Below are 26,060 nucleotides of genomic sequence, written 5' to 3' on the forward strand. Positions count from 1 at the left end.
TGGCGGCTTTAGCGCGGTGGTCCCACCTGACCCCATGCCGAACTCAGAAGTGAAACGCCGTAGCGCCGATGGTAGTGTGGGGTCTCCCCATGTGAGAGTAGGGAACTGCCAGGCATCAAATTAAGTAGTAAGCCGGTGCATAAATCCGGTGGTTACAGCAGTCTTCGGTGGAGCGGTAGTTCAGTCGGTTAGAATACCTGCCTGTCACGCAGGGGGTCGCGGGTTCGAGTCCCGTCCGTTCCGCCACTTATTAAAAGCCCTGAGCTAACGCTCAGGGCTTTTTTCTTATCTATCGTTTAATTATTGCTAAATTAGCAAAAATCCTCTGCATTTTGCGATCTTTTTCTCCATAACAGCGCCAGCGATAATCTTCCTCACTTTACGAACATAATGATTGAGGAATAGTATGACTCTCCCTGCATTTGGTCTGGGCACCTTCCGCCTGAAAGACGACGTTGTTATCGCATCAGTTAAAACCGCTCTTGAACTTGGCTATCGCGCAATTGATACGGCACAGATCTATGAAAACGAAGCTGCTGTTGGACAGGCTCTCGAAGAGAGCGGTGTACCGCGCAATGAGCTGTTCATCACCACCAAAATCTGGATAGAAAATCTCAGCAAAGACAAGCTCATCCCAAGCCTGATAGAGAGCCTGAAGAAACTGCGTACTGACTACGTAGATCTGACCCTTATCCACTGGCCATCACCGAATGATGCCGTCTCAGTAGAAGAATACATGCAGGCGCTGCTGGAAGCGAAAAAGCAGGGCTTAACCCGTGAAATTGGGATCTCCAACTTCACCATTCCGCTGATGGAAAAAGCCATTGCTGCTGTTGGCGCAGAAAATATTGCGACTAACCAGATTGAGCTGTCGCCATACCTGCAAAACAGCAAAGTCGTGGACTGGGCAAAACAGCACGGGATCCACATCACCTCCTACATGACGCTGGCCTACGGTAAAGCGCTGAAAGATGAAGTGATTACGCGTATCGCAGAGAAACATAACGCCACTGCTGCGCAGGTGATTCTGGCATGGGCAATGGGTGAAGGTTATGCCGTGATCCCATCATCAACTAAGCGTGAAAACCTGGCTAGCAACCTGTTAGCAGCGGATCTTCATCTGGATGCAGACGATAAAAAAGCGATCGCAGCGCTGGAGTGCAACGATCGCCTGGTAAGCCCGGAAGGTTTAGCTCCTGACTGGGATTAAGTTTGACCCACCCTCTGTAACCTGAACCCTCACACAGCTCCTCCGGGAGCTGTTTTTATATGTTCACTCAGGAAGTCAATAAAGGCACGAATGCGCGTACTTACCGCTCTGTCACTGTAATACACCGCACTAAAAGGCATTTCGACCGGCAGGCGTTTATCGGCCATTAGCTCCACCAGTTCACCCCGGGCTATCTCCTTATCAATCATATAGTCTGACAAGCAGGCGATACCATTTCCTTCGAGACACAGCTGCTTCAGCGTTTCCCCGCTGTTTGACGATATTCCGCAGGTAATTTCATGAAGTTGACCATCATGACAGGCGACAGGCCAGGTGTTCAGCGACACCGGCTCCGTAAAGCCAAGGCACAGATGCTGCTTCAGTTCTTCAACCGTCTCCGGTTTCCCATGCTCGGCAATATACTCCGGTGATGCGATAATTTTGCGGTAGCTGGCAAACAGAGGGCGGGCACGCAAGCTTGAATCTGTCAGGGTTCCCGCCCGGATAGCCACATCCACTTTCCGCTCGATGAGGTTGATAAACGTCTCTGAGGAGACCAGCGATAGCGTCATCTCCGGATAGCGTTCGCGGAAAGGTTTGATCAGCGGCATCAGAAAGTGAAGCACCACCGGCGTGGCCGCATCAATGCGCAGCAATCCACGCGGCGTGCTGCGGGTCTCCATAATCTCCGTCTCTGCTGCAGCCATCTCCTGCAGTACCGACTGCACGCGGCGGAAGTAACGCTCACCTTCTTCCGTCAGGCTCAGCTGCCGCGTCGTACGGTTGAGCAGACTCACTCCAAGCTTCATCTCCAGTTTTTTACCGAACGGCTGATGGCCGAATTAGCCTGTCCCAGCTGTTCGGCCGCGCGGCTAAAGCTGCCGCTTTCAACGACAGCGACAAAGATTGTCAGCTCTTCCGATGTTGCTTTCATTGTTGCACCACCTGCAAAATTCTATTGAGATTTTGACCATTTTTGTTATTTAAGCACTGGCGCATACTGCCTGTCATCTTAATCCTGATGATACGGAGTATTTTATGCCACTGGCGCTACTTGCCCTGACGATCAGTGCCTTTGCAATCGGCACGACCGAATTTGTTATCGTGGGCCTGGTTCCCACTATTGCTAACCAGCTTGCGATCTCGTTGCCCTCTGCGGGGTTGCTGGTATCAATCTACGCCCTGGGCGTCGCCGTCGGTGCGCCAGTGCTGACGGCCCTGACCGGACGTTTTCCGCGTAAGCAGCTGTTAGTCGCGCTGATGGTGCTGTTCACCGCCGGCAACGTTCTGGCCTGGCAGGCGCCGGACTACACCACTCTGGTGATTGCCCGTCTGTTAACCGGCCTTGCACACGGCGTGTTCTTCTCGATTGGTTCCACCATTGCAACCAGCCTGGTGCCCAAAGAGAAAGCGGCTTCAGCTATTGCGATCATGTTTGGTGGGCTGACCGTCGCGCTCGTTACGGGCGTACCGCTGGGAACGTTTATCGGACAACACTTCGGCTGGCGTGAAACGTTTCTGGCCGTCTCCTTGCTGGGCGTCATCGCCCTGGTGACCAGCCTGCTGCTGGTACCGTCGAATATTCCAGGCCGGGCGAGCGCCAGCCTGCGAGATCAGCTGAAGGTGCTTACGCATCCGCGTTTGCTGATCATCTACGCGGTAACTGCATTGGGTTATGGTGGCGTATTCACCGCCTTTACCTTCCTGGCGCCGATGATGCAGGACCTGGCAGGCTTTTCACCCAATGCCGTGAGCTGGATTTTGCTGGGATACGGTATTTCCGTTGCTATTGGCAATATCTGGGGCGGCAAGCTTGCGGATAAGCATGGTGCGGTACCGGCGCTGAAATTCATCTTCGCCGCCCTGGTTGTTCTGCTGATGATTTTCCAGTTCACGGCTTCGGTACACTACGCCGCGCTGGTCACGGTGCTGGTCATGGGGATCTTTGCCTTTGGTAATGTCCCCGGGCTTCAGGTTTACGTTGTCCAGAAAGCCGAGCTCTATACGCCAAATGCGGTGGATGTGGCGTCCGGTCTGAACATTGCCGCATTTAATATCGGCATTGCGCTGGGCTCCATCATTGGCGGGCAAACCGTAGCGCATGTCGGATTAGCCCAGACCCCATGGATTGGCGCGGTGATTGTCCTGGTCGCCTTCCTGCTGATTGGCCTGAGTGGACGTCTCGATAAGCCAGCCCGGGTCGCGCTGGGGTAACATCAGTAAGTGCTTGCTTACAAAACTGGAAAGCGGTTTCTCAGAAATTGCGTTGAAAGTATGACCTAAAGTCCCTATAACATTAGAACCAGTCCGTTTTCCGGGCTGGTTCATGTTACAGAGGCTGTTTCCAAAAGTGCGAAAAAATACCTATGCCATGCGTTATGTTGCCGGAATGCCCGCGGAGAGGATCTTGCCTCCGGGGTCATTTGCGAGCATAAGCCAGGCATTACCCGCCGGCACACCGTTAAGCAGCGATGAGAAAATCCGTGTACTGGTGTGGAATATCTTTAAGCAGCAGCGTGCCGAATGGTTATCGGTGCTCAAGAATTTTGGAAAAGATGCCCACCTGGTTTTGCTCCAGGAGGCGCAAACCACTCCTGAGCTGGTACGGTTTGCCACCACGAACTATCTTGCCGCTGACCAGGTGCCTGCGTTTGTCCTGCCACAACACCCCTCAGGTGTGATGACGCTTTCAGCAGCACATCCGGTCTATTGCTGTCCACTGCGCGAACGTGAACCTATCCTGCGTCTGGCAAAATCGGCGCTGGTGACGGTCTATCCGCTGCCGGATACCCGAATGCTGATGGTCGTGAATATCCATGCGGTAAATTTCAGTCTGGGTGTGGATGTCTACAGTAAGCAGCTACTTCCGATCGGCGATCAGATTGCCCATCACAGCGGGCCCATCATTATGGCCGGCGATTTCAATGCCTGGAGCCGTCCGCGCATGAATGCGCTGTACCGCTTTGCGCGCGAAATGTCGCTGCGTGAAGTTCGTTTTAGCGATGACCAGCGCAAAAAAGCCTTTGGTCGTCCTCTCGATTTTGTCTTCTATCGTGGTTTGAGCGTGCATGATGCCTCAGTTCTGGTGACGCGCGCCTCGGATCATAACCCTCTACTAGTCGAATTCAGTCCCGGCAAACCTGATAAATAATGGTGTGTCAGGTCTGCCGTGGGGCAGGCCTGTGCGGGTGCTGCCCTTTATTTTTCACTCACAAAGGACAGTACGATGACAACAACACGCTCCCATCATGACAACGTAGAAAAACAGTTTGGTTCTCAGGCAAGTGCCTATCTGAGCAGCGCCGTGCATGCTTCTGGCCGCGATCTGGTGCGTCTCGGCGAACGTCTGGCGGCGTTCCCGCAGGCGCGCGTGCTGGATTTAGGCTGCGGGGCAGGGCATGCCAGCTTTACGGCTGCTCAGCAGGTCGCGCATGTTACCGCGTATGACTTATCCAGCCAGATGCTGGATGTCGTTGCCGGGGCGGCAAAAGCGAAGGGACTGGACAACATCGATACGCAACAGGGCTATGCCGAATCCTTACCGTTCGATGATGCGTCGTTTGAGGTGGTGATCAGCCGTTATTCCGCGCACCACTGGCACGATGTCGGCCAGGCATTGCGCGAGGTCAAACGTGTTCTGAAGCCGGGCGGCACCTTCATCATTATGGATGTGATGTCTCCCGGACACCCGGTACGCAATATCTGGCTGCAGACGGTAGAAGCGCTGCGCGATACCTCGCATGTGCAAAACTACGCCAGCGGAGAGTGGTTGTCGCTTATCACTGAAGCGGGGCTGATCGCGCGCGCGTTGATTACCGATCGCTTACCGCTGGAGTTCAGCTCCTGGATCGCGCGTATGCGCACCCCGGAAGCATTGAGCCAGGCGATCAGGCTCTATCAGGAGAGTGCGTCCGCGGAGGTAAAAGCGTACTTTGAACTGCAGGAAGATGGCTCATTTACCAGCGATACCATCATGGCCGAAGCGCAAAAAGCGGGATAAACAAAAAAGGCACCGAGGGGAATCGGTGCCTTTTTATCTTCGATCGTGTTATCAGGAGTCTGGCGTAGCGCTGTTCTTCACAAACAGCGTCAGCTGGTCGCCTGGTTTCAGATTGTCAGTATCATTGTTCCAGCGCATCACATCCTTGATGTTCACGCCGTGCCGTTTTGCGATACTGGACAGTGAATCGCCCTTGCGCACGCGATAGGTAATGCTATCGCTGTTGCTGGCGAGACGCTGTGCGCTGCTACCTGCACCTACCGTCAGAGTCTGACCCACTTTCAGGCCGGAGCTGCGCAGATTATTCCACTGCTGCAGATCTTTCGCATTCACGCCAAGACGTGACGCAATGCCCGAAAGCGTATCACCTGAACGAACCTTATAGCTGCGACTGTTAACTGATGATGCATCCGCGATCAGCGTTGACTGAACGGCGGCGATTTCACCAGAAGCTAAAGACTCACGTAACTGCTCAGCATGTTTCTGCGGAACCATTACATACTGCGGGCCACTTGCCCCCAGGGTTGAGCCTTTAACGCCAGCATTAAAGGTTTTCAATTTACTTACCGACATACCCGTCATATCAGCAACTTGTTGAATATCAACCGGATTGCTGAGGCGAACACGCGCCAGTGCACGACTTTCGTCTGGTGTTGGCAGTTGTACACCGTAACGCTTGCTGTTCTTGAGAATATCGCTCAATGCCAGCATTTTCGGTACGTAAATCTTAGTTTCCTGTGGCAGTGAGAGCGACCAAAAATCGGTGGATTTACCCCGTGCTTTATTCGCTTTCATTGCCTTCAGTACACGACCTTCGCCACTATTATACGCCGCGACCGTTAACAGCCAGTCGCCGTCAAACATCTTGTTCAGACGTTGCATCATGTCGAGAGCGGCTGTCGTTGAAGCGACAACATCGCGACGCGCATCATAGTTGCGGGTCTGTTTCAGACCATAGTTTCGCCCGGTGCTCGGAATGATCTGCCAAATGCCTGCGGCATTGGCGCCAGACGTCGCGTGTGGGTCAAAAGCGCTCTCCACTATGGGTAGGAGTACCAGCTCCATAGGCATGTTACGTTTCTTAACTTGCCCGGCTATCCAGTACATATACGGCTCTGCCCGTAACGTTACATCGTGGAGATAGCTCTTATTACTTAAATACTTCTGTTTCTGTTCGCGAATCCGGGGATTTTCCGGAATTCCCATCTTTAGCTCGTCGCCAATAGAGGTCCACAAGTCTTGATCCTGCGCGTAAGATGTTCCATCGTCCATCCAGCGCGCCGAACTTGCAAACTTCCCTGCTTCCCCTTGACCAGCTGCAGAAAGGCTCTGTGCGTGCTGTTGTACGTTGCTGCCGTTTTGCGACTGGCAACCTACAAGCAGGACAGAGGCGAGTAATATCGCTTTTGCCTTCATGTGTGTGTCAATAGTTGCTTAAAAGACGAGCGATGATAACGGCGAAATTTTGAAAAGGCAACCCGCAATTATCTGAAGTTATCTTTCTTTGACCTTAACCATGCAAATCGCTGTTCTGGTTGTTGCAAATTTGTTTCTTGGTTAATTTTATTAATTAAATCAATATCATCTGTTCGTAAAAATAAATTAATTTGGCGCTCGTTTTTCAGAATTACGGGGAGTGTTTTTTGGTTTTTTGCACGTAACTCCTTCACTTTGTGATAATAATCCTGAATCGCTCGATCCTCGGGTAAGAGGCTCACTGCAAACTTCATATTTCCTAATGTATACTCATGGGCGCAACAAATGAGCGTCTCATCGGGTAGCGCGTTAATCTTCTGTAAAGACTGATACATTTGAGCTGGCGTGCCTTCAAACAGTCTTCCGCAGCCTCCGGAGAACAGCGTATCGCCGCAAAAAAGATAAGGCTTACTGTAGAAACACAGATGTCCCAAAGTGTGACCCGGTGTAGCAAATACGGAAAACTCCCACTCGAGTATGAGGATATTTTCGCCTTCTTCGACTACATGCGTGATCCCCTTATCTTGTGCCTCTGCCGGTCCGTAAACCACAAGATGCGGAAAATGAGCGCGCAGTTCAGGCACGCCGCCAGTGTGATCGTTATGATGATGCGTCAACAGAATGGCTTCTGGCTGCCAGCCGTTCTCTTTTATGGCGTGCAGTACAGGGGCGGATTCTCCGGGATCGACAATGACGCAGCGGCGATCGTCGTCCACCAAAACCCAGATGTAATTGTCCTGAAACGCTGGAATACTGATAAGATTCATACATTACCTCTTAGAGCGTGGCGGGTGTTTTGATGAAACCGGCAAGGATACCTCAGACTGTCGCAGCACCGGAACGTTGGGCGGAATTGCCCTGGGGTGAGTACTATCGCGAAGCGTTAGAACAGCAGCTGAAGCCCTGGCTCGCGAAAATGTATGGCTTTCACCTGCTTAAGATTGGCAATCTCAGCGCGGAAATCAATACCGAAAGCTGCGCTATCTCGCATCAGGTTAACGTCTCTCTCGGCGGATCGCCGGTTCAGGTGAAAGCAGACCCGCTGCATCTGCCGTTTGCGGAAAAATCCGTCGATGCGTGTTTGCTCGCACATACGCTACCCTGGTGCAGCGATCCGCATCGTCTGCTTCGCGAAGCCGATCGCGTGCTGATTGATGACGGCTGGCTGGTACTTAGCGGATTCAATCCGCTAAGCCTGATGGGCCTGCGTAAGCTGGTACCGGTGCTACGCCGGACTCCACCTTACAACAGCCGAATGTTCACCATGATGCGTCAGCTCGACTGGCTTTCACTGCTGAACTTTGAAGTGCTTTGCTACGGCGGTTTTCAGGTGCTGCCCTGGGCGAGGCAGGGGGGCGTGGTACTGAGCACCCATCTCCCCGCGTTGGGCTGTTTGCAGTTTATCGTTGCGCGTAAGCGAACCATTCCCCTTACGCTTAACCCCGTGAAGCAGAGCAAGTCGAAAACGCCTATCCGCCAGACCGTCGGCGCCACGCGGCAGTACAAAAAAACCGATTAGACATCGGGCTGATAGCCCGCATCTTCATGTGCGGGATTGGATGCCGCAGCACGCGCCAGTTCATCGCAGCGTTCGTTTTCCGGGTGGCCTGCGTGGCCTTTAACCCACTCCCACTTAATCTGGTGCTGGCCCAGCGCAGCATCAAGACGTTTCCAGAGATCGACGTTCTTGACCGGCTTCTTATCGGCAGTTTTCCAGCCGCGTTTTTTCCAGTTATGGATCCACTGGGTGATCCCCTGACGCACGTACTGACTGTCGGTGCTTAGCACCACGTCACAATGTTCTTTTAACGCCTCCAGCGCCACGATGGCCGCCATCAGCTCCATCCGGTTGTTGGTAGTCAGAAAATAGCCTTCGCTAAAGGTTTTTTCGTGCTGGCGATAGCGCATAATCGCGCCGTAGCCGCCGGGTCCTGGGTTACCGAGACAAGATCCATCGGTGAAAATTTCTACCTGTTTACGCATCTCTGGTAGACTTCCTGTATTCGAAACGTTCAGTTAAACGATAAGTCTGACATAAATGACCGCTATGAGCACTGCAATTACTCGCCAGATTGTCCTCGATACCGAAACCACCGGTATGAACCAGATCGGCGCGCACTACGAAGGGCATAAGATCATCGAGATCGGCGCCGTTGAAGTGGTGAACCGTCGTCTTACGGGGAACAACTTCCACGTCTACCTCAAACCCGATCGGCTGGTGGATCCGGAAGCGTTCGGCGTTCACGGGATTGCCGATGAGTTCTTGCTGGATAAGCCGACCTTTGCTGATGTTGCTGACGAGTTCCTGGAATATATCAAGGGCGCCGAGCTTGTCATTCATAACGCATCGTTCGATATCGGCTTTATGGATTATGAATTCAGCAAGCTTAATCGTGATATCCCGAAGACGAACACCTTCTGTAAGGTGACGGACAGCCTGGCGCTGGCAAGGAAGATGTTTCCCGGCAAGCGTAACAGCCTTGATGCGCTCTGCTCGCGCTACGAGATAGACAATACTAAGCGAACGCTCCACGGGGCGTTGCTCGATGCCCAGATCCTGGCGGATGTCTATCTGACGATGACCGGCGGGCAGACGTCAATGAAGTTCAGTATGGAAAATGAATCCCAGCAGACGCAAGGCGAAGCGGGCATTCAGCGTGTTGTCCGTCAGGCCAGTCGGTTGCGGGTTGTTTTAGCCAGTGAAGAAGAGCTTCATAACCACGAATCCCGGCTTGATCTGGTCCAGAAGAAGGGCGGCAGCTGTATGTGGCGCGCCTGAAAAAACGCCTGAATGCCTGTAAAATCATCGTTTGGGCGATTTTTGCAGCAAACGATTCAAAACGTGAGAAAAAGCGTTGACGAGATCGGAGGCGCACCGTAATATGCGCCTCGTTCCCCAAACGGGAACAGTGGAGCGGTAGTTCAGTCGGTTAGAATACCTGCCTGTCACGCAGGGGGTCGCGGGTTCGAGTCCCGTCCGTTCCGCCACTATTCAGAAGGCCTGAATCAGAAATGATTCAGGCCTTCGTCGTTTCAGCATTCTGTAATCCTATCCTCTCACCTGTTGTTAACAAAAAGTTAATGTTTGTAGTGCAATTATTTAACAATTGCACGAATGTAGTGCGTTATTTGCACTGATATTGTGCATTTCACCACCACTCCTCTCTTCATACCTCAGTCAGAATGTGTCTTTCTGTAAAAAATAATTCACGCAGAATCATTTGGTTAACTCCTGCTTTCCTAAAACATACCGAACCAATTACGTATTGGTTTGGTTATTGCTTAATCATTAGCACGATAAGCTTCATTCCATATCAATAACTTATCGTTAATAAAAATAAAGCTATGATGAAAGCGAGCGAACCAATATGGAAAAACCGTCACGGTTTCTGGCAAATTCCAGCACCGCGCTTGAGCAGCTGCGCGGGCTTATCAACCAGCATGAGTCAACACCAGGCATACCGCTGCCCACGGAACGTGAGCTGTCGGACACTCTCGGCGTAGGACGACGTGAAGTGCGTCGTGCGCTGGACGTGCTGGAAGAAGAGGGGCGCATCTGGCGTAAGCAGGGCAAAGGGACCTTTATAGGCCCGGCGGCACCTGTTGAACCGCTGGCCCTTCAGGGATTGGTTCAGCAAACCAACCTTCTGGAAGTGATGGAAGCTCGTCTGCAGCTCGAACCCGGCTTAGCCCGGCTTGCGGCACTGCGTGCCACCAGGGAAAACCTCGCGCTCATGCAGCGCATGCTGGAACGCATCGACAAGGTCAGCCCGGATGACCGCGATCTCAACGAACTCTGGGACAGCGCCTTTCACCGGGCAATTGCCGAGGCGGCGGGCAACCGTCTGATGCTCGGCCTGTTTGATGCCATTGATGCCGTTCGGCGCGAACCGGGCTGGCAGCATCTGCGCGAATTAGCCCGCACGCCCGAACGTGTCGACAGCTATAACGACCACCACCATAAGATCATGTCTGCGATTATCCATCGCCAGCCTAATGAAGCCGCGGCCGCCATGCGCGAACACCTGCTCAGCCTGCAAACCGCCCTGATTCAGGCGATCCACCTTGAGGACGACTTCACGCCATGACGACAATACCCTTTAAGGACGCCACGCCCGTATTGCGGGTGCAAAACCTCAACGTTACGTTTGCTGGCTCGCCGGCTAGCGTGCTTGATGGTATCTCGCTGACCGTCAGGGCGGGCGAAACGCTGGCGCTGGTGGGAGAGTCCGGCTGCGGGAAAAGTATCACCTCACTGGCGCTGATGGGGTTACTGCCCGCCAGCGCGCAGATTGTCAGCGGCGAGATGCAGTTTCGCCGCCACGATTTGCGAAAGCTCTCACCGCGGGAATATGCCGATCTGCGCGGCAGCGAGCTGGCGATGATTTTCCAGGAGCCGATGACCTCGCTCAATCCGGCGTTTACGCTGGGCGATCAGCTCAGCGAAGCGGTGATGCGACACCAGAGCGTCTCGCGCGCAGAGGCGATGAAGGTCGCGCTGCAGATCCTCGAGAAGGTACAGATCCCGGCGGCAGAGATGCGCCTGAAAGCGTATCCCCACCAGCTTTCCGGCGGCATGCGCCAGCGGGTGATGATTGCGATGGCGTTGATTAACCACCCCAAACTGCTGATTGCTGATGAACCCACCACCGCGCTCGACGTCACCATCCAGGCGCAAATCCTCGCCTTGCTCAACGCCTTAAAAGAGGAAACCGGCACGGCGGTGCTGATGATCACCCACGATTTAGGCGTGGTGGCGGAAGTCGCCCAGCAGGTCGCCGTGATGTATGCCGGGCAGGTGGTGGAGCAGGGGAGCGTGGAGGCGATATTCGCCGATCCGCAGCACCCGTACACCATCGGCCTGATGGGGTCGATCCCCTCGCTGGGCGCACGCAAGGGCCAGCTCTCCACCATTCCCGGCGCGGTCCCGCTCCCGGAATCCATGCCGAAAGGCTGCCGTTTTGCCACCCGCTGCCCGTTTGCGCAGTCGCGCTGCCATGATGAAAAACCGCCGCTCACCGCGCTCGGCGCGGGCCATCAGGTCGCCTGCTTCCGCGTGCCGCTCGAACAGCACATTGCTCTGGGAGAAATCGCATGACCACGCCCATTCTTGAAGCCCGTGACCTCAGCAAGCTTTTCCCCGGCCCCAAAAAACTCTTTACTCCGGCACGGTTTGTCACGGCGGTCGATCGCGTTTCGCTTGCCGTGATACCGGGCGAAACGCTGGCGATCGTCGGCGAGTCCGGCTCCGGCAAATCTACGCTCGGCCGCCTGCTGCTGCGCCTGCTGGCCGCCAGCGAAGGGCGCGTGTTTTACCAGGGTGAAGAGATCACGCATGCATCGGGTGCGCGCCTCAATCAGCTCCGGCGCGAGCTGCAGATTATCTTCCAGGATCCCTTCGCCTCGCTCAACCCGCGCATGACGGTAGAGCAGATCGTCGGCGAGCCGCTGTGGCTGCACCAGAACATGAAAAAAGCCGACCGTCAGTACCGCGTCGCCGAGCTGCTTAAAACCGTTGGTCTGCCTGCCGCCTGGGCCGGGCGCTATCCGCACGAGTTTTCCGGCGGGCAGCGCCAGCGTATCGGCATTGCGCGCGCGCTGGCCTCGGGACCGAAGCTGCTGCTGGGCGATGAGCCGGTATCCGCGCTGGACGTCTCCGTTCAGGCGCAGGTGGTCAACCTGCTGGAAAGCCTGAAGCACCAGCTGGGGCTGACGATGGTGATTGTCGCCCACGGCCTGGCGGTGATCCGCCATATGAGCGACCGCGTGGCGGTCATGTATCTCGGGCAAATCGTCGAGCTTGCCACCGTCGACGAGATTTTTGACGCACCGCTGCATCCCTATACGCAGGCATTGATCGCCTCGGCACCGCAGATGCAGCCGGGCGTTGAACGCGACGCGCCGCTGCTGCAGGGGGATCTGCCCAACCCGGCCAGCCCGCCGTCCGGCTGCCGTTTCCACACCCGCTGCCCGTACGTCACCGATGAATGCCGCCAGGTTGAGCCGATCAATCAGGTGCTCGACGGTGGACGTCAGGTTGCCTGCCACCGCTGGCAGGAGATCAACCGCGATCGCAGCGTTATTCAGATCGCACCGCCATCCGCCGCTTTCCTGCGCCGCCGCGCGCTGTTTGAACACGCGGCCACTCACTCGTCCCTTCCTTCAAGGAACTCATGATAATGACAATGCGTAATTCTCTTTTGACCGTACTGGGAAGTGTTATGTTGCTTGGCGCGGCGCTGCCCGCCCATTCTGAAAGCGTGCTGCGGATCGGCCTGGGCGCTGACCCGGACATGCTCGACCCGCATCTGGCGCGCACCTACTATGGCCGCTTCGTCTTTGCCTCCCTGTGCGACAGGCTGGTGGACGTGGATGAAAATCTGAAGGTCGTCCCCGGCCTGGCTAAAGACTGGGCGTGGAGTGACGACGGTAAAACCCTGACGCTCAATCTGCGCGAAGGCGTCACCTTCCACGACGGTGAGAAATTCGATGCCGCCGCGGCAAAATACAACCTCGACCGCGCCCTGACCCTGAAAGGCTCTCTGCGTAAAAGCGAGATCTCTTCCGTTGAATCGGTCGAGGTCACCGGCCCGATGCAGATTGCGCTGCACCTGAAAACGCCCGATGCGGCGCTGCTGATGCAGCTCACCGACCGCGCCGGGGCAATGATGGCCCCCGAGGCGGCGAAAAAGCCGGACTTTGCCGCCCATCCGGTCTGTTCCGGCCCGTACAAGTTTGACAGCCGCGTGTCCCAGGACCGCATCGTGCTGACCCGCTTCGACAACTACTGGAACAAAGACGCCTACCACTTCGACAAAATCATCTATCTGCCGATCCCGGACGCCTCCGTGCGCCTCGCGAACCTGCGCGCGGGCGATCTTGACCTGACCGAAGGCATCGCCGCCAGCGACGTTAAAACCGTCGAAGCCGACAGCAAGCTGGCGCTGGCGAAGGTGACCGGTCTCGGCTATCAGGGCATTACCTTCAACATCAACAACGGCAAGGTGCCGGCAAACGATCCGTTCAAGGACGCCCGCGTGCGCGAGGCGTTTTCTCAGGCCATCGACCGCGATGCGTTAAACCAGGTGGTCTTCGAAGGGCTTTACACCCCGGCAAACCAGGCGTTTTCCACGGTCAGCCCCTATCACGTCAACCTGCCGGTCCCGCCGCGTGACGTCGACAAAGCCAAAGCGCTACTGAAGGCGGCAGGCGTCAACGCGCCGCTGACCGTCAACCTGCTGGTGCCGAACAACCCAACCTCGCAGCAGGTGGGCCAGGTGCTGCAGGCGATGGTCGCCGAGGCCGGATTTAACCTGAACCTGCAGATGACCGAATTCGCCACGCTGCTCGACCGCCAACAGAGCGGCGACTATCAGCTGAGCTTCTCCGGCTGGTCGGGACGCCCGGATCCGGACGGCAGCATCTACGGCTTTATCAACAGCAAAGGCACGCTTAACGACGGCCGCTACAGCAACGCGCAGGTCGATGAGTGGCTGACCCAGGCGCGCCAGAGCACCGATCAGGCCGCACGCCAGCCGCTGTACGACAAGGTGGTGAAGCAGCTGCAAACCGACATGCCGATTGCCTATCTCTACTTCGAGCCGCGCATTTTCGGTCTGAACAAAAGCGTGCAGGGCTTTAAGCCGTACCCGGACGGCATCGTACGTCTGGCGGGTTTAACGCTGGCGAAATAAACGTCCCGAGGAGAACCCATGCTGGAACTGATTTGCAAACGTCTGCTGCTGGCTATACCAACCCTGCTGCTGGTGAGCATGATGGTGTTCGGGCTGCAAAAGCTGCTGCCCGGCGACCCTCTGATCGCCATGGCCGGGGAGGAGCGCGACCCGGCGGTCATCGCCCAGCTGCGTGCGGAACTGAACCTCGATGCGCCAATTCCCGTGCAGTATTTCCACTGGCTGACGCGGGCGCTGCAGGGCGATCTGGGCGTCTCCTTACGCACGCACGAACCGGTGACGCAGCTGATCGCCAGCAAGCTGCCGGTCACGCTGGAGCTGTCCCTGCTGGCGATGATTATCGCGCTGGTGTTTGGCATCAGCATGGGGATCCTCGCGGCGGTGAACAAAAACAGCTGGGTCGATCACGGGGCGAACTTCGTGGCGATCTCGGGGATCTCGATCCCGCACTTCTGGCTGGGGATCCTGCTGATTCTGGTCTTTTCGGTGAATCTGCAGTGGCTGCCCGCATCCGGCTACGTGCCGTTCAGTGAAGACCCGCTCCAGAACCTGCGCACGCTGCTGTTGCCCGCGTCCGTGCTCGGAACCGGCCTCGCGGCGACGCTGATGCGCCACACCCGCGCGTCGATGATTGCGGTGCTGAAGGCTGACTATATCCGCACCGCCCGGGCTAAGGGGCTGCTGCCGAAAGCGGTGATCCTGAAGCACGCGTTTCGCAACGCGCTGGTGCCGGTCATCACCCTCACCACGCTGCTGTTTGGCGAGCTGCTGGGCGGCGCGGTGCTGACCGAGCAGGTCTTCACCATTCCGGGCTTCGGCAAGATGATCGTCGACTCGGTATTTAACCGTGACTACGCGGTGGTGCAGGGCGTGGTGCTGATCGTGGCGATCGGCTTCCTGATGCTCAACCTGCTGGCCGACGTGCTCTACGTCCTTATCAACCCGAAAATGCGAGGTTAACCATGGCGGAACTGACGACGCAAACCGTTACGCCCGCGCTGCCGCGCGTGCAGAACCGGGTGCTGAAGAAATTCCTCGCCAACAAAAGTGCGGTGATTGGCGCGGTGGTGGTGGGATTCTTTGTGCTGGTGGCGCTTCTGGCGCCGTGGATTGCCCCGTTCGACCCGGTCAAAGCCAACTTCCTGGCGGTGCGCAAAGCGCCGTCGGCGATGTACTGGTTCGGCACCGACGAACTGGGGCGCGACATTTTATCCCGCATTATCTGGGGGGCGCGCACCTCGCTGATGGCAGGCTGTATGTCTGTGGTGATTGCCGTGGTTATCGGCGTGCCGCTGGGGCTGGTGGCGGGTTACTTCCAGAAGATGTGGGACGGCGTGATCTCGCGGTTTATCGAGGCGCTGCTGGCCTGTCCGTTCCTGATCATGGCGATCGCGCTGGGGGCGTTTTTGGGCCCGAGCCTGACGAACGCCATGATCGCCATCGGTCTTTCGGCGATGCCGATCTTCGCCCGCCTGACGCGCGGCCAGGTGATCGCCATTCGCAACGAAGAGTATATCGACGGCGCGCGGGCGATTGGCCTGCCGGATCGCTGGATCATCATTAAATACGTCCTGCCGAACGTGATGTCGCCGATCCTCGTACAGGCCACGCTGGCGATTGCCTCGGCAATTATCGCCGAAGCCAGCCTGTCGTTTTTGGGGCTGGGGCAGCAGCCGCCCAATCCGTCCTGGGGCTCCATGCTCAACACCGCGAAAGGGTTTCTGGAGCAGGCGCCGTGGATGTCCGTTTTCCCCGGCGTGGCGATTTTCCTTGCCGTGCAGGGCTTTAATTTACTCGGTGACGGGCTGCGCGATGCGCTCGATCCGCGCCACGACTAAGGAGTCATGATGACCAAAGCGCTTGATTTTACGTCCGGTTACGCTTCACGCCGCCCGCCAATGATGGGCCGTAACGCCGTCGCCACGTCGCAACCGCTGGCGGCGCAGGCGGGAATGAAAATGCTGCAGCTGGGCGGCAACGCCGTGGATGCGGCCATTGCCACCGCGATGGCGCTGACGGTGGTTGAGCCGACCGGCAACGGGATCGGCAGCGACGCCTTTGCCATCGTCTGGGACGGCGAAAAGCTGCACGGCCTCAACGCGTCCGGTCGTTCGCCTGCGAGCTGGCATGCGGATCTGTTTGCTGGAAAAACCACAGTGCCGGAAATTGGCTGGGACGCGGTGACCGTGCCGGGTGCGGTATCCGGCTGGGTTGCGCTGGCGGAACGCTTCGGCACGCTGCCGCTGACCACCCTGGCGCAGCCAGCCATTGACTACGCGCGCAACGGTTTCCCTGTCTCCCCGCTGATTGGCCATCTCTGGCAGCGCGGCTATAGCAAGCTGAAAGATCAGCCGGGCTTCAGCGCCTGCTTCGCGCCGGAAGGCCGCGCCCCGCGAGTGGGGGAAATCTTCCGTAACCCGGCGCAGGCGAACTCGCTGGAGCTGATTGCCCGCACCAACGGTGAAGCCTTTTACCGCGGCGAGCTGGCGCAGAAAATTGCCGCTTTCGCCAAAGAACACGGCGCGCACCTGACGGCTGAAGATCTGGCAAACCATCGTGTGGATTGGGTAGAGCTGCTGTCGCGCGACTTCGCGGGCGGTTCGGTGCAGGAATTGCCGCCAAACGGCCAGGGGATCGCCACGCTGATTGCGCTCGGCATTCTGGAGCAGTGCGGCATTGAGAAGCATCACCCGGATTCTGTGCAGTCCCTGCACCTGTCCATTGAGGCGATGAAGCTGGCGCTGGCGGATCTCGACCGCTACGTGGCGGATGAAGATCATATGGCGTTCGCGGCAAAAGAGCTGCTGAGCGACCCTTATCTGAAGTCGCGTGCGGCGCTTATCGATCACGATAAGGCCTCAGATTTTGTCTACGGTTCCCCGACGCAGAGCGGCACGGTCTACATCAGCACCGCCGACGCCAGCGGGATGATGGTCTCGTTTATTCAGTCCAACTATATGGGCTTCGGTTCAGGCATCGTGGTGCCGGATACGGGGATCAGCCTGCAAAACCGGGGCTGCGGGTTTGTGCTGGATCCCAATCACCCGAACGCGCTGGCGGGCAGCAAGCGTCCGTTCCACACCATCATTCCGGGCTTTGCGATGGACGGCAACGGCCAGCCGCTGATGTCCTTCGGCGTGATGGGCGGCCCGATGCAGGCGCAGGGGCACATGCAGATGGCGCTGCGCATTATGCTGCACGGGCAAAACCCGCAGGCGGCAATCGACGCCCCGCGCTGGCGCGTGGTGCAGGGCAGGGAGGTGATCGTTGAATCGACGTTCGATCGCAATACGATCGCCGCGCTGCGCGAGCGCGGGCACCAGATCGTGGTGGAAGATCCGCTTCAGGATTACAACTTCGGCGGTGCGCAGGTGATTTACCGCCTGCCGGAAGGGCACTACGTGGCCGCGACGGAAAGCCGCAAAGACGGGCAGGCGCTGGTGAGTTAATGTTTTATCCCCCCTCTCCCTTTGGGAGAGGGGGGAGGGGAAAATTTCACCCAATGCTAAACGGATCCGCATCCTGCCACGCCGGAAACTTCTCCCGGTACTCCTTCAGCGCCGTTAAGGACAGCTCGGCATCAATGCGCGTCGCCTGGTGCGGCTCGGCGGTGGCAATAATCTCGCCCTGCGGATTCACCACCCGGCTGTCGCCGCGGTAGTGATGTCCGTTTCCGTCCGTTCCCACGCGGTTACAGCCCACCACGTACGCCTGGTTCTCAATCGCGCGCGCGACCAGCAGCGACTGCCAGTGGAGGGAGCGCGGTGCAGGCCAGTTGGCAACATACAGCGCCAGGTCGTAATCGTTGCGGTTGCGCGACCACACCGGGAAGCGCAGGTCGTAGCAGACCAGCGGCAAAATACGCCAGCCGCGCCACTCGAACACCACGCGCTCGTGACCCGCTTCATAGTGATGATGCTCATCCGCCATGCGGAACAGGTGGCGTTTATCGTAAAAATGCACTTTCCCTTCCGGCTCCACCAGCAGGAAGCGGTTCACCGGCCCGCGCTCCGTTTGCAGCGCAGCACTACCCGCGATCAGCGCGTTGGTCTGCTGCGCTTTGACATGCATCCAGGCGACTACCTCATCCTGCGGCATTGACTGTTGTGCCGCTTCCATGGCGAAACCGGTCGTGAACATCTCCGGCAGGACAATCACATCGCGCCCGGTAATGCCTTCCAGTTGACGATCAAAGTGGCGCAGGTTGGCGGGGCCATCCATCCACACTAAAGGTTGCTGCAAAATAGAAATCTTCAGACCAGGCACGATACAGACTCCTCAAACGACCACTTTTTGACACTGTAGCACGTCATTACGAGAAAATGTGGCAATAAAAAACCCCGCGCGAGGCGGGGTTTGTATAAGCGAAACGCGTTTCGCCGCTTCAGGCTTGCGGTGCTTCTCCGGGAGCTTTACCGGCTGCGTCGCCAGCTCGTTGTAACCTTGAATAATTATTTTATTTATACGTAATTTATTCACTATCATTTGTCATAAATAATAATGAATATTTTGGAGTTAATCATACATGATGTGAATATCAAAATGGGGTGATTTAATATTAATCAATTGCTTAGGTGTGACTATGTGTTTGTACATCGACTAATTAGTATAATTATGAACGCGGTTTCATTTATAAGTGTTTGGTCACATTTTTTTTGTTAATTTTTACAATATATTAGCTATAAACACGATGAGTATAATTACTCAGCACTTTATATATCTTGTAACGCTAAATAAGAGAACCAGAATGGCTAAAAAAAGAATAGATATAAATATTTATTTATTGAAAGAAAAATGTGGTGGGAAAGAGTTTTGGGATGATAAAGAGTTTATTTCTAAAATATCTGGGGCCGGTTCGTCCTCAAGAAAAATATCGACTCGTAAGCATGTGATAAATAAAGAGGGGATAGAGGGCGTACTTTATGTTAAAAGTCCTATAAATAAGACTAGTCCTGAATGGCTTGAATTTATTCAACCTGCATTGGGCGATGAAGTGAACACTAATCAATGGAAAAATCAATCTATTTCAGCATTGTTAGTTATTCAAAAACATTCCAGACAATTTGCTATTGCTTTCGGTCACGGTCGACATTTACTTGAATCAAGGGTAATTGAGGATAGATTCGGTATTAAGGTTGTGCTTAATAGTGTATTACCAGATAAAATTAGATCAATGGATCGCCAAACTTTTGAAGCATCCCCTAAAATCAGTAGAGTGCAAGCTATCAAAGCTTCATCTGTATCAGATTATTCAATTAATCCTGAGCAAGATTTATTAAGGGCTTTAGTTGGTGATACAAAGGAACCATATGCTGACTTGTTTGGGAAGGTAATTGCAGGAATAGATTCTTTTAAAGCATCTATTCCAACAGAGTTAAATAAACTTAATGATTTTTTATCATTAATATTGGAGCGCTCAAAGTCTAAAGATTATTTAGATAAAACTGTAGATGGACAACCAAGTGAATTTTCTTGGGTTGAAAATTTAACTCCGGTTAAGAATAAGGAGCAAATTGAACAGTTGGAAGCAATACTATGTAAAGAAATTTCATCCGGAGTAAATAAAAATATTTGGTTAGCTATACCAGAAATTCTTGAGTGGTCGGGCTTGAGAGGGTTTAAGTATAAGAAAAATATAACAGATGAAGAAATTTATGAAGTATTAGATCTTGAGTTGTTTATAAGTACCTTTGAGAAAGGTTTTTCAATTGAAGCATTAAAAAGAAGAGATGTCTTTGTTGTTTATTCAAATGAAGTGCCGGACAAATCGTTCCCTGCTTATAAATGTCTTTATTGCGAAATTAAGCAGGGTAATGAACTGTTTATATTAAATGGAGGGAGTTGGTATCAGGTTGATAATACTTTCCAGGATATGGTTGAACGATATTACCGTTCTTTGCCAATAAAGAAATTCGAATTACCATTTGTGGAGTATCATCATTCTGGTGAAGGCGATTATAATGAATACATATGCAAACAAAAAAATAGTGAATATCATATGTTTGACAGGCAGTTGGTTCAGTATGGAGGGAGTTATGACAAAATAGAAGTGTGTGATATTTTTAAAGTAAAGGGTGAAAATTCTGTGGGTGAATTTATCCATGTAAAACGCGGGCGCAGTTCATCATCGTTAAGCCATCTTTTTTCTCAAGGTTATGTGGCTTCTACTTTAATGGTAAGGGAGTCGGGGTTTGTAAGTAAGCTAAATGAACAGCTTTTAACAAAGGATGTTTTGGAGTTCCCTGTCAAATTTGAAGCAAGAGGCTATGACGTTATTTTTGCTATTGTAGATGGAGCGAAGGAAAAAGATCTCGACATTCCATTCTTCAGTAAGGTGACATTGCAAAATATTGGTAAAACTATTTCATCCTATGGTTATGTAGTTAAGTTAATGCATATTCCTGAATCTGCTGAGTATCTTGAGAAGGTTACAGAGAAAAAACGACAAGCTGCAGAGGCAAAAAAAGCCAAGCAAAAGTTACCCACAAAGCTAAAAGAAAAGAAAGCTCGAGTGGTTAAATCAAAAGCAGCCTGAGCTTTAATTGATTTTTTAAAATATAATGACTAAGCACAAATTCTATTTTTATTAAAAAACCCCGCTCAGGGCGGGGTTTGTATAAGCGAAACGCGTTACGCCGCTTCAGGCTTGCGGTGCTTCTCCGGCAGCTTTACCGGCTGCGTCGCCAGCTCGTCCGGCTCGAAATCATCCACGTTAATGCTGCGCAGACGGCTCTCTTCGGCTTTCACCAGCAGAGCAGCTTCATCTTTATTGATAATGCCACCGGCCAGCGCCTGTTTTGCCAGTTCGTCCAGACGGGTAAACGGCAGGTTTTTGCCCAGCTGCTTACAGATTTTCTGGTGAATCGGATCGGCTGCCATCACGTCCAGCAGCGCCTCTTCCAGCAGACCCACCGGGTTATGCGGCGTCGGCGTCAGATACTGACCACGACCGATACGGGAGCGGGTTGCGCTCGGTACCTGCAGGATCTTCGCCACTTTGTGGTCCAGCTTGTCGGACGGCGCCAGATGGTGACGACCGGTCGGGAAGATCACCGCGCGCAGAGCGCCCGCCACGAAACGGTTCGGGAAGTTCGCCAGCAGGTCGTCAATCGCCTGCTCAGCCTGATACATCGCATCCTGAACGCCCCAGTGCACCAGCGGCAGATCCGCTTCCTGACGGCCTTCGTCGTCGTAACGCTTCAGGACCGCAGAGGCCAGGAAGATCTGGCTCAGCACATCCCCCAGACGGGCAGAGATACGCTCGCGACGCTTCAGGCTACCGCCCAGCACCGCCATGGAGACGTCAGACAGCAGAGCCAGGTTGGCGCTAAGACGGTTCAGATGCTGGTAGTAACGTTTGGTCGCATCGCCGGTCGGCGTCGCGCTGGTAAGACCGCGCGTCAGGCCGAGCCAGAAGCTGCGCACCTTGTTGCTGCCCACGTGACCGATATGTTTGAACAGCAGCTTATCGAAGGCATCCATGTCGTTGTTCTGCGCGGCAGCCATCTCTTCCAGCACGTATGGATGGCAGCGAATCGCCCCCTGGCCGAAGATCATCATGCTGCGGGTCAGGATGTTTGCCCCTTCCACGGTGATGGCAATTGGTGCGCCCTGATAGCCGCGCGCCAGGAAGTTGCCTTCGCCGAGCATAATGCCTTTACCGCCTGCGATATCCATCGCGTCAATGATCGACTGTTGCGCGCGGTGGGTACAGTGGTACTTCACAATTGCGGACAGCACGGCCGGTTTTTCGCCCAGCATAATGCCGTAGGTAATCAGAGAAGCCGCGGCATCCATTACGTAGGCGTTGCCCGCGATACGCGCCAGCGGCTCTTCGATACCTTCCATCTTGCCGATGGAGATTTTGAACTGACGGCGGATGTGGGCGTAAGCGCCAATCCCCATCGCGACCGACTTCAGACCGCCGGTTGAGTTCGACGGCAGAGTAATGCCGCGGCCCACAGACAGACATTCCACCAGCATGCGCCAGCCCTGACCGGCCATTTTCGGGCCACCGATGATATAGTCAATCGGCACAAAGATGTCCTGACCGCGGGTCGGACCGTTCTGGAACGGCACGTTCAGCGGGAAGTGACGGCGACCAATTTCAACGCCTGGGGTAGAGGTTGGGATCAGCGCACAGGTAATGCCCAGATCTTCTTCGCCGCCCAGCAGTTTATCCGGGTCAGAGAGCTTAAAGGCCAGACCCAGCACGGTGGCGATTGGCGCCAGGGTGATATAACGCTTGTTCCAGGTCAGGCGCATGCCCAGCACCTGCTCGCCCTGCCACTCGCCCATGCAGACCACGCCGGTGTCCGGGATCGCGCCCGCATCGGAACCCGCTTCCGGGCTGGTCAGCGCGAAGCAAGGGATCTCCTGACCGCGTGCCAGACGCGGCAGGTAGTGATCTTTCTGCTCTTCCGTACCGTAATGCTGCAGCAGTTCGCCCGGGCCTAAGGAGTTAGGCACGCCAACGGTAATCGCCAGGATACCGGAGACGCCAGCCAGCTTTTGCAGGACGCGAGCCTGAGCGTAAGCGGAGAATTCCAGACCGCCATACTCTTTCTTGATGATCATCGCGAAGAAGCGATGCTCTTTCAGATACGCCCACAGCTCTGGCGGCAGATCGGCCATTTCATGGGTGATGGCAAAGTCGTTTGCCATGCGGCACGCTTCTTCCACCGGGCCGTCAATAAAGGCCTGCTCTTCAGCGGTCAGGCGCGGCTGCGGATAGTTGTGCAGCTTTTTCCAGTCCGGGTTGCCCTGGAACAGATCGCCTTCCCACCAGGTGGTGCCCGCATCAATCGCTTCTTTCTCGGTACGCGACATGGGCGGCATCACTTTGCGAAAGCCCTTGAACACGGGCGCAGAGATCATTGATTTACGCATCGGGGCCAGGTTAAACGGCAGAAGGATGATGGCAAGAGGGACTAAAAGCCAAATATTCCAGAGGCCTGCGACGCCAAGCGCAGCCGTCCAGGCCAGAAGAATCAGGCTGCTCAGGAATAAACTCACGCGGTGATAGAACAGCACACCGAGCAGTACAACGGTTGCGAGAATGCTCAAAATCATCATAAAGAAAAGCTCCCTTGCTTGTAGGAGGTCTGACCACTTGTGATGATATGGTTGTAGTTGATGTGAATTCCTTTAGCAATGTGTTTACAAAATAATTACAACCTGGTTCACATTGTTCGTGTTTTAGCCGGCACAAAAAATCAAAACGCCGGACGATTCGCATGGCTTTAGCTTCTCGCTTTTCCCGCTATCCGGTACACTCCACTGTGTTATTTCATCAATACTGAAGGATTATCCTCATGTACCAGGATCTTATTCGTAACGAACTGAACGAAGCGGCGGAAACGCTGGCGAACTTTCTGAAAGATGATGCCAATATTCACGCTATTCAGCGCGCAGCGGTCCTGCTGGCCGACAGCTTCAAAGCCGGTGGCAAAGTGCTTTCCTGCGGTAACGGCGGTTCCCACTGCGATGCTATGCACTTCGCAGAAGAGCTGACCGGACGCTATCGCGAAAACCGCCCGGGCTACCCGGCGATTGCGATTTCAGACGTGAGCCACATCTCCTGCGTAGGCAACGACTTCGGTTACGACCACATCTTCTCCCGCTACGTTGAAGCGGTAGGCCGTGAAGGCGACGTGCTGCTGGGGATCTCTACCTCTGGCAACTCCGGCAACGTGATCAAAGCGATCGCCGCCGCGCGTGAAAAAGGGATGAAAGTCATCACCCTGACCGGTAAAGATGGCGGTAAGATGGACGGTACGGCGGATGTCGAAATTCGCGTTCCGCACTTCGGTTATGCTGACCGTATTCAGGAAATTCACATCAAAGTGATCCACATCCTGATCCAGCTGATCGAAAAAGAGATGGTTAAGTAAGACTTCGCTGGGGGCACTCTTGCCCCCGCTGTTGTGGAGGTGTTGTATGTGCGAACTGCTCGGGATGAGCGCCAATGTGCCAACCGATATCTGCTTTAGCTTCACCGGGCTGGTTCAGCGCGGTGGAGGAACCGGGCCGCATAAAGACGGCTGGGGCATCACCTTTTACGAAGGCAAAGGGTGTCGCACGTTCAAAGATCCACAGCCCAGCTTTAACTCACCGATTGCCAAACTGGTGCAGGACTATCCCATCAAGTCCCGCTCGGTGATCGCTCACATCCGTCAGGCTAACCGTGGCGAAGTAGCGCTGGAAAATACCCATCCGTTTACCCGCGAGCTGTGGGGCCGTAACTGGACCTATGCACACAACGGGCAGCTCACGGGCTATAAGTCGCTGGAGACGGGCAATTTCCGCCCGGTCGGGGAGACGGACAGCGAAAAAGCCTTCTGCTGGCTGCTGCACAAGCTGACGGAGCGCTATCCCCGCACGCCCGGCAACATGACTGCCGTGTTCAAATACATCGCGACGCTGGCATCTGAACTGCGTGAAAAAGGCGTGTTCAACATGCTGCTCTCTGATGGCCGCTATGTGATGGCGTTCTGCTCGACGAATCTGTTCTGGATCACCCGCCGTGCGCCGTTTGGCGTTGCGACGCTGCTCGATCAGGATGTGGAGATAGACTTTCAGAAGGAGACCACACCGAACGATGTGGTCACTGTTATCGCAACGCAGCCGCTGACGGGCAACGAAACCTGGCAAAAGATTATGCCAGGCGAGTGGGTGCTATTTTGTCTCGGGGACCGTGTAATTTGACGCCAGCTGCGGGTGGACGACTTCGTGGCTCAGCGGTTTGCTGACCACGTAACGGCCATCGACGATAGAGACCACAGGTGGCTTGTGGGTCTGCTCAAAGTAGTCGTAACCCGGCTTCAGCTGTTTCCAGAAATCCGCGTAGTATGAGTACTTGTGACGCGCCATGTTAGCGTCCGTCATGCGGAACGGATAGATGCTGACCTGTACGTTAGGCTGCCCAAAGACCAGCGCGCCCGTCACGAACTGGAAAATCTCATCAATGCCGGAGTCGGTCATCGCATAACAGCCGATAGACACGCAGGCACCGTGGATCATCAGATATTTACCTTCATAACCGTGTGCTCGGTCATAGGCATTCGGGAAGCCGATGTTAATGGCTTTATAGAAGCGGCTGTCAGGCTTGAGCTGGCTGCGCTGAACGTTATAGAACCCTTCCGGACTTTTGAAATCGCCCTGACGCTGTTTTGGCCCCAGCCCGCCGGAGTAGTTACAAATTTTGTAACTATCAAGCAGCTGATATGTCTCGCCCATTTTCACAAACAGATCGAGAGTGCGTTCTTCCTTGAAGATTTGAATATAAACCGGCGATCCCATTAACTGCTGTTTATATTCCTTGCTGACCGGCGTCGTCGAGCTGTTACTGCTGAGCAGTCCGGCAAACGACATGCACGGCATCAGAAGCATCGCAATGAACAATGCGATTTTACGCATACTACTAGTTCCTTGATAAAACCATGACCAACTTGCCAGGACGGCAAAAGAGACCCGAAATCAGATTATTCTGTTAGGAGCGCTCACATTAGCACCGCTATAGATTTTCGCAAGAGCCGGGCGGTGAGTTTACAAATTAGTTTTACTTTATAAACCATCAAAATTGCGATGGCTCCAGGAACTTTGCGCATTAGCTCGCAATTTGGCGCGCGCGACGGCGGATTCCCTGCCCGCGTGAAGGGGAAAATGCTACACTTCGCGC

The 26,060-nt window shown here is 54.7% G+C and carries 22 protein-coding genes, 2 tRNA genes, 1 rRNA gene and 1 pseudogene; 19 read left to right on the forward strand and 7 right to left on the reverse strand.

Features of this window, described 5'->3' with window-relative positions:
- From rrf to dkgB, 3 genes are all read left to right on the forward strand, one after another.
- A 5S ribosomal RNA gene (gene rrf, locus ACZ6J2_RS12450) occupies positions 1 to 114 on the forward strand; the annotation flags it as partial.
- A 55-nt stretch (positions 115 to 169) separates the two neighbouring features.
- Positions 170 to 246 (forward strand) — tRNA-Asp (locus tag ACZ6J2_RS12455).
- Positions 247 to 406: 160 nt separating this feature from the next.
- The gene (gene dkgB, locus ACZ6J2_RS12460) at positions 407 to 1,210 is read left to right on the forward strand and encodes a 2,5-didehydrogluconate reductase DkgB (protein ID WP_471725850.1); all 804 of its coding nucleotides are present in this window, start codon (positions 407 to 409) and stop codon (positions 1,208 to 1,210) included.
- Between the two features lie 29 nt (positions 1,211 to 1,239).
- Here dkgB and yafC read toward each other — a convergent pair.
- Positions 1,240 to 2,144: pseudogene (gene yafC, locus ACZ6J2_RS12465) on the reverse strand (DNA-binding transcriptional regulator YafC).
- A 104-nt stretch (positions 2,145 to 2,248) separates the two neighbouring features.
- Between yafC and ACZ6J2_RS12470 the strand changes: the two are divergent.
- From ACZ6J2_RS12470 to ACZ6J2_RS12480, 3 genes are all read left to right on the forward strand, one after another.
- Complete coding sequence (locus ACZ6J2_RS12470) at positions 2,249 to 3,424, forward strand: MFS transporter (protein ID WP_194399634.1); 1,176 nt, start codon at positions 2,249 to 2,251, stop codon at positions 3,422 to 3,424.
- 136 nt (positions 3,425 to 3,560) lie between these two features.
- Entirely contained in the window at positions 3,561 to 4,361 is an 801-nt protein-coding gene (locus ACZ6J2_RS12475) for an endonuclease/exonuclease/phosphatase family protein (protein WP_024909448.1), read from the forward strand.
- A 75-nt stretch (positions 4,362 to 4,436) separates the two neighbouring features.
- A complete protein-coding gene (locus ACZ6J2_RS12480) occupies positions 4,437 to 5,210 on the forward strand; it encodes a class I SAM-dependent methyltransferase (protein WP_471725851.1) in 774 nt (257 codons plus the stop codon).
- Positions 5,211 to 5,261: 51 nt separating this feature from the next.
- Here the strand turns inward: ACZ6J2_RS12480 and mltD are convergent, their stop codons facing one another.
- Together mltD and gloB are read right to left on the reverse strand one after the other, a co-directional pair.
- Complete coding sequence (mltD, locus tag ACZ6J2_RS12485; protein ID WP_032661729.1) at positions 5,262 to 6,626, reverse strand: murein transglycosylase D; 1,365 nt, start codon at positions 6,624 to 6,626, stop codon at positions 5,262 to 5,264.
- Positions 6,627 to 6,694: 68 nt separating this feature from the next.
- A complete protein-coding gene (gene gloB, locus ACZ6J2_RS12490) occupies positions 6,695 to 7,453 on the reverse strand; it encodes a hydroxyacylglutathione hydrolase (RefSeq protein ID WP_471725852.1) in 759 nt (252 codons plus the stop codon).
- Between the two features lie 32 nt (positions 7,454 to 7,485).
- Between gloB and ACZ6J2_RS12495 the strand changes: the two genes are divergently transcribed.
- Positions 7,486 to 8,205 carry a class I SAM-dependent methyltransferase gene (locus ACZ6J2_RS12495; protein ID WP_471725853.1) on the forward strand — a complete coding sequence of 240 codons (720 nt, stop codon included), beginning with the start codon at positions 7,486 to 7,488 and terminating at the stop codon, positions 8,203 to 8,205.
- Here the strand turns inward: ACZ6J2_RS12495 and rnhA are convergent.
- A complete protein-coding gene (rnhA, locus tag ACZ6J2_RS12500; protein WP_023334599.1) occupies positions 8,202 to 8,669 on the reverse strand; it encodes a ribonuclease HI in 468 nt (155 codons plus the stop codon). The two genes, ACZ6J2_RS12495 and rnhA, sit on opposite strands and share 4 nt — an antisense overlap.
- A gap of 64 nt (positions 8,670 to 8,733) precedes the next feature.
- On the opposite strand from rnhA, the gene dnaQ reads away from it, so the two are divergent.
- The 9 genes from dnaQ to ACZ6J2_RS12545 all read left to right on the forward strand — a co-directional run bounded on the left by dnaQ (position 8,734) and on the right by ACZ6J2_RS12545 (position 17,829).
- The gene (dnaQ, locus tag ACZ6J2_RS12505) at positions 8,734 to 9,465 is read left to right on the forward strand and encodes a DNA polymerase III subunit epsilon (RefSeq protein ID WP_311391121.1); all 732 of its coding nucleotides are present in this window, start codon (positions 8,734 to 8,736) and stop codon (positions 9,463 to 9,465) included.
- Between the two features lie 132 nt (positions 9,466 to 9,597).
- Positions 9,598 to 9,674, forward strand: a tRNA-Asp gene (locus ACZ6J2_RS12510).
- 380 nt (positions 9,675 to 10,054) lie between these two features.
- The gene (locus ACZ6J2_RS12515; RefSeq protein ID WP_023334601.1) at positions 10,055 to 10,774 is read left to right on the forward strand and encodes a FadR/GntR family transcriptional regulator; all 720 of its coding nucleotides are present in this window, start codon (positions 10,055 to 10,057) and stop codon (positions 10,772 to 10,774) included.
- Positions 10,771 to 11,784, forward strand: coding sequence for an ABC transporter ATP-binding protein (locus ACZ6J2_RS12520; protein ID WP_471725854.1), 1,014 nt, complete (start codon positions 10,771 to 10,773; stop codon positions 11,782 to 11,784). The genes ACZ6J2_RS12515 and ACZ6J2_RS12520 overlap by 4 nt, the downstream gene beginning before the upstream one ends.
- The gene (locus ACZ6J2_RS12525) at positions 11,781 to 12,863 is read left to right on the forward strand and encodes an ABC transporter ATP-binding protein (RefSeq protein WP_471725855.1); all 1,083 of its coding nucleotides are present in this window, start codon (positions 11,781 to 11,783) and stop codon (positions 12,861 to 12,863) included. The genes ACZ6J2_RS12520 and ACZ6J2_RS12525 overlap by 4 nt, the downstream gene beginning before the upstream one ends.
- A gap of 2 nt (positions 12,864 to 12,865) precedes the next feature.
- Positions 12,866 to 14,380, forward strand: coding sequence for an ABC transporter substrate-binding protein (locus tag ACZ6J2_RS12530; RefSeq protein WP_471725856.1), 1,515 nt, complete (start codon positions 12,866 to 12,868; stop codon positions 14,378 to 14,380).
- An 18-nt stretch (positions 14,381 to 14,398) separates the two neighbouring features.
- Positions 14,399 to 15,340, forward strand: coding sequence for an ABC transporter permease (locus tag ACZ6J2_RS12535; RefSeq protein WP_023310491.1), 942 nt, complete (start codon positions 14,399 to 14,401; stop codon positions 15,338 to 15,340).
- A gap of 2 nt (positions 15,341 to 15,342) precedes the next feature.
- Positions 15,343 to 16,218: an ABC transporter permease gene (locus ACZ6J2_RS12540; RefSeq protein ID WP_196366607.1), complete on the forward strand. Its 876-nt coding sequence runs from the start codon at positions 15,343 to 15,345 to the stop codon at positions 16,216 to 16,218.
- A 9-nt stretch (positions 16,219 to 16,227) separates the two neighbouring features.
- Positions 16,228 to 17,829 (forward strand): gamma-glutamyltransferase family protein, encoded by a 1,602-nt coding sequence (locus tag ACZ6J2_RS12545; RefSeq protein WP_471725972.1) that lies wholly within the window; start codon positions 16,228 to 16,230, stop codon positions 17,827 to 17,829.
- A 46-nt stretch (positions 17,830 to 17,875) separates the two neighbouring features.
- On the opposite strand, the gene ACZ6J2_RS12550 is transcribed toward ACZ6J2_RS12545, so the two are convergent.
- Positions 17,876 to 18,646: an amidohydrolase gene (locus ACZ6J2_RS12550; protein ID WP_471725857.1), complete on the reverse strand. Its 771-nt coding sequence runs from the start codon at positions 18,644 to 18,646 to the stop codon at positions 17,876 to 17,878.
- Between the two features lie 481 nt (positions 18,647 to 19,127).
- On the opposite strand from ACZ6J2_RS12550, the gene ACZ6J2_RS12555 reads away from it, so the two are divergent.
- Positions 19,128 to 20,915, forward strand: a complete 1,788-nt coding sequence (locus ACZ6J2_RS12555; RefSeq protein WP_471725858.1) for a TIGR04141 family sporadically distributed protein — start codon at positions 19,128 to 19,130, stop codon at positions 20,913 to 20,915.
- A gap of 95 nt (positions 20,916 to 21,010) precedes the next feature.
- Here ACZ6J2_RS12555 and fadE read toward each other — a convergent pair whose 3' ends face one another.
- Positions 21,011 to 23,455 carry an acyl-CoA dehydrogenase FadE gene (gene fadE, locus ACZ6J2_RS12560; protein WP_471725859.1) on the reverse strand — a complete coding sequence of 815 codons (2,445 nt, stop codon included), beginning with the start codon at positions 23,453 to 23,455 and terminating at the stop codon, positions 21,011 to 21,013.
- A gap of 239 nt (positions 23,456 to 23,694) precedes the next feature.
- On the opposite strand from fadE, the gene lpcA reads away from it, so the two are divergent.
- Positions 23,695 to 24,273 carry a D-sedoheptulose 7-phosphate isomerase gene (gene lpcA / locus ACZ6J2_RS12565; RefSeq protein ID WP_010427884.1) on the forward strand — a complete coding sequence of 193 codons (579 nt, stop codon included), beginning with the start codon at positions 23,695 to 23,697 and terminating at the stop codon, positions 24,271 to 24,273.
- A gap of 46 nt (positions 24,274 to 24,319) precedes the next feature.
- On the forward strand, positions 24,320 to 25,087 hold the full coding sequence (locus ACZ6J2_RS12570) for a class II glutamine amidotransferase (RefSeq protein WP_023310496.1): 768 nt from the start codon (positions 24,320 to 24,322) through the stop codon (positions 25,085 to 25,087).
- Here ACZ6J2_RS12570 and dpaA read toward each other — a convergent pair.
- Positions 25,058 to 25,798 (reverse strand): peptidoglycan meso-diaminopimelic acid protein amidase, encoded by a 741-nt coding sequence (dpaA, locus tag ACZ6J2_RS12575; protein ID WP_023310497.1) that lies wholly within the window; start codon positions 25,796 to 25,798, stop codon positions 25,058 to 25,060. The two genes, ACZ6J2_RS12570 and dpaA, sit on opposite strands and share 30 nt — an antisense overlap.
- Between the last annotated feature and the right edge of the window lie 262 nt (positions 25,799 to 26,060).

This window comes from Enterobacter sp. E14S (genome assembly GCF_055666685.1).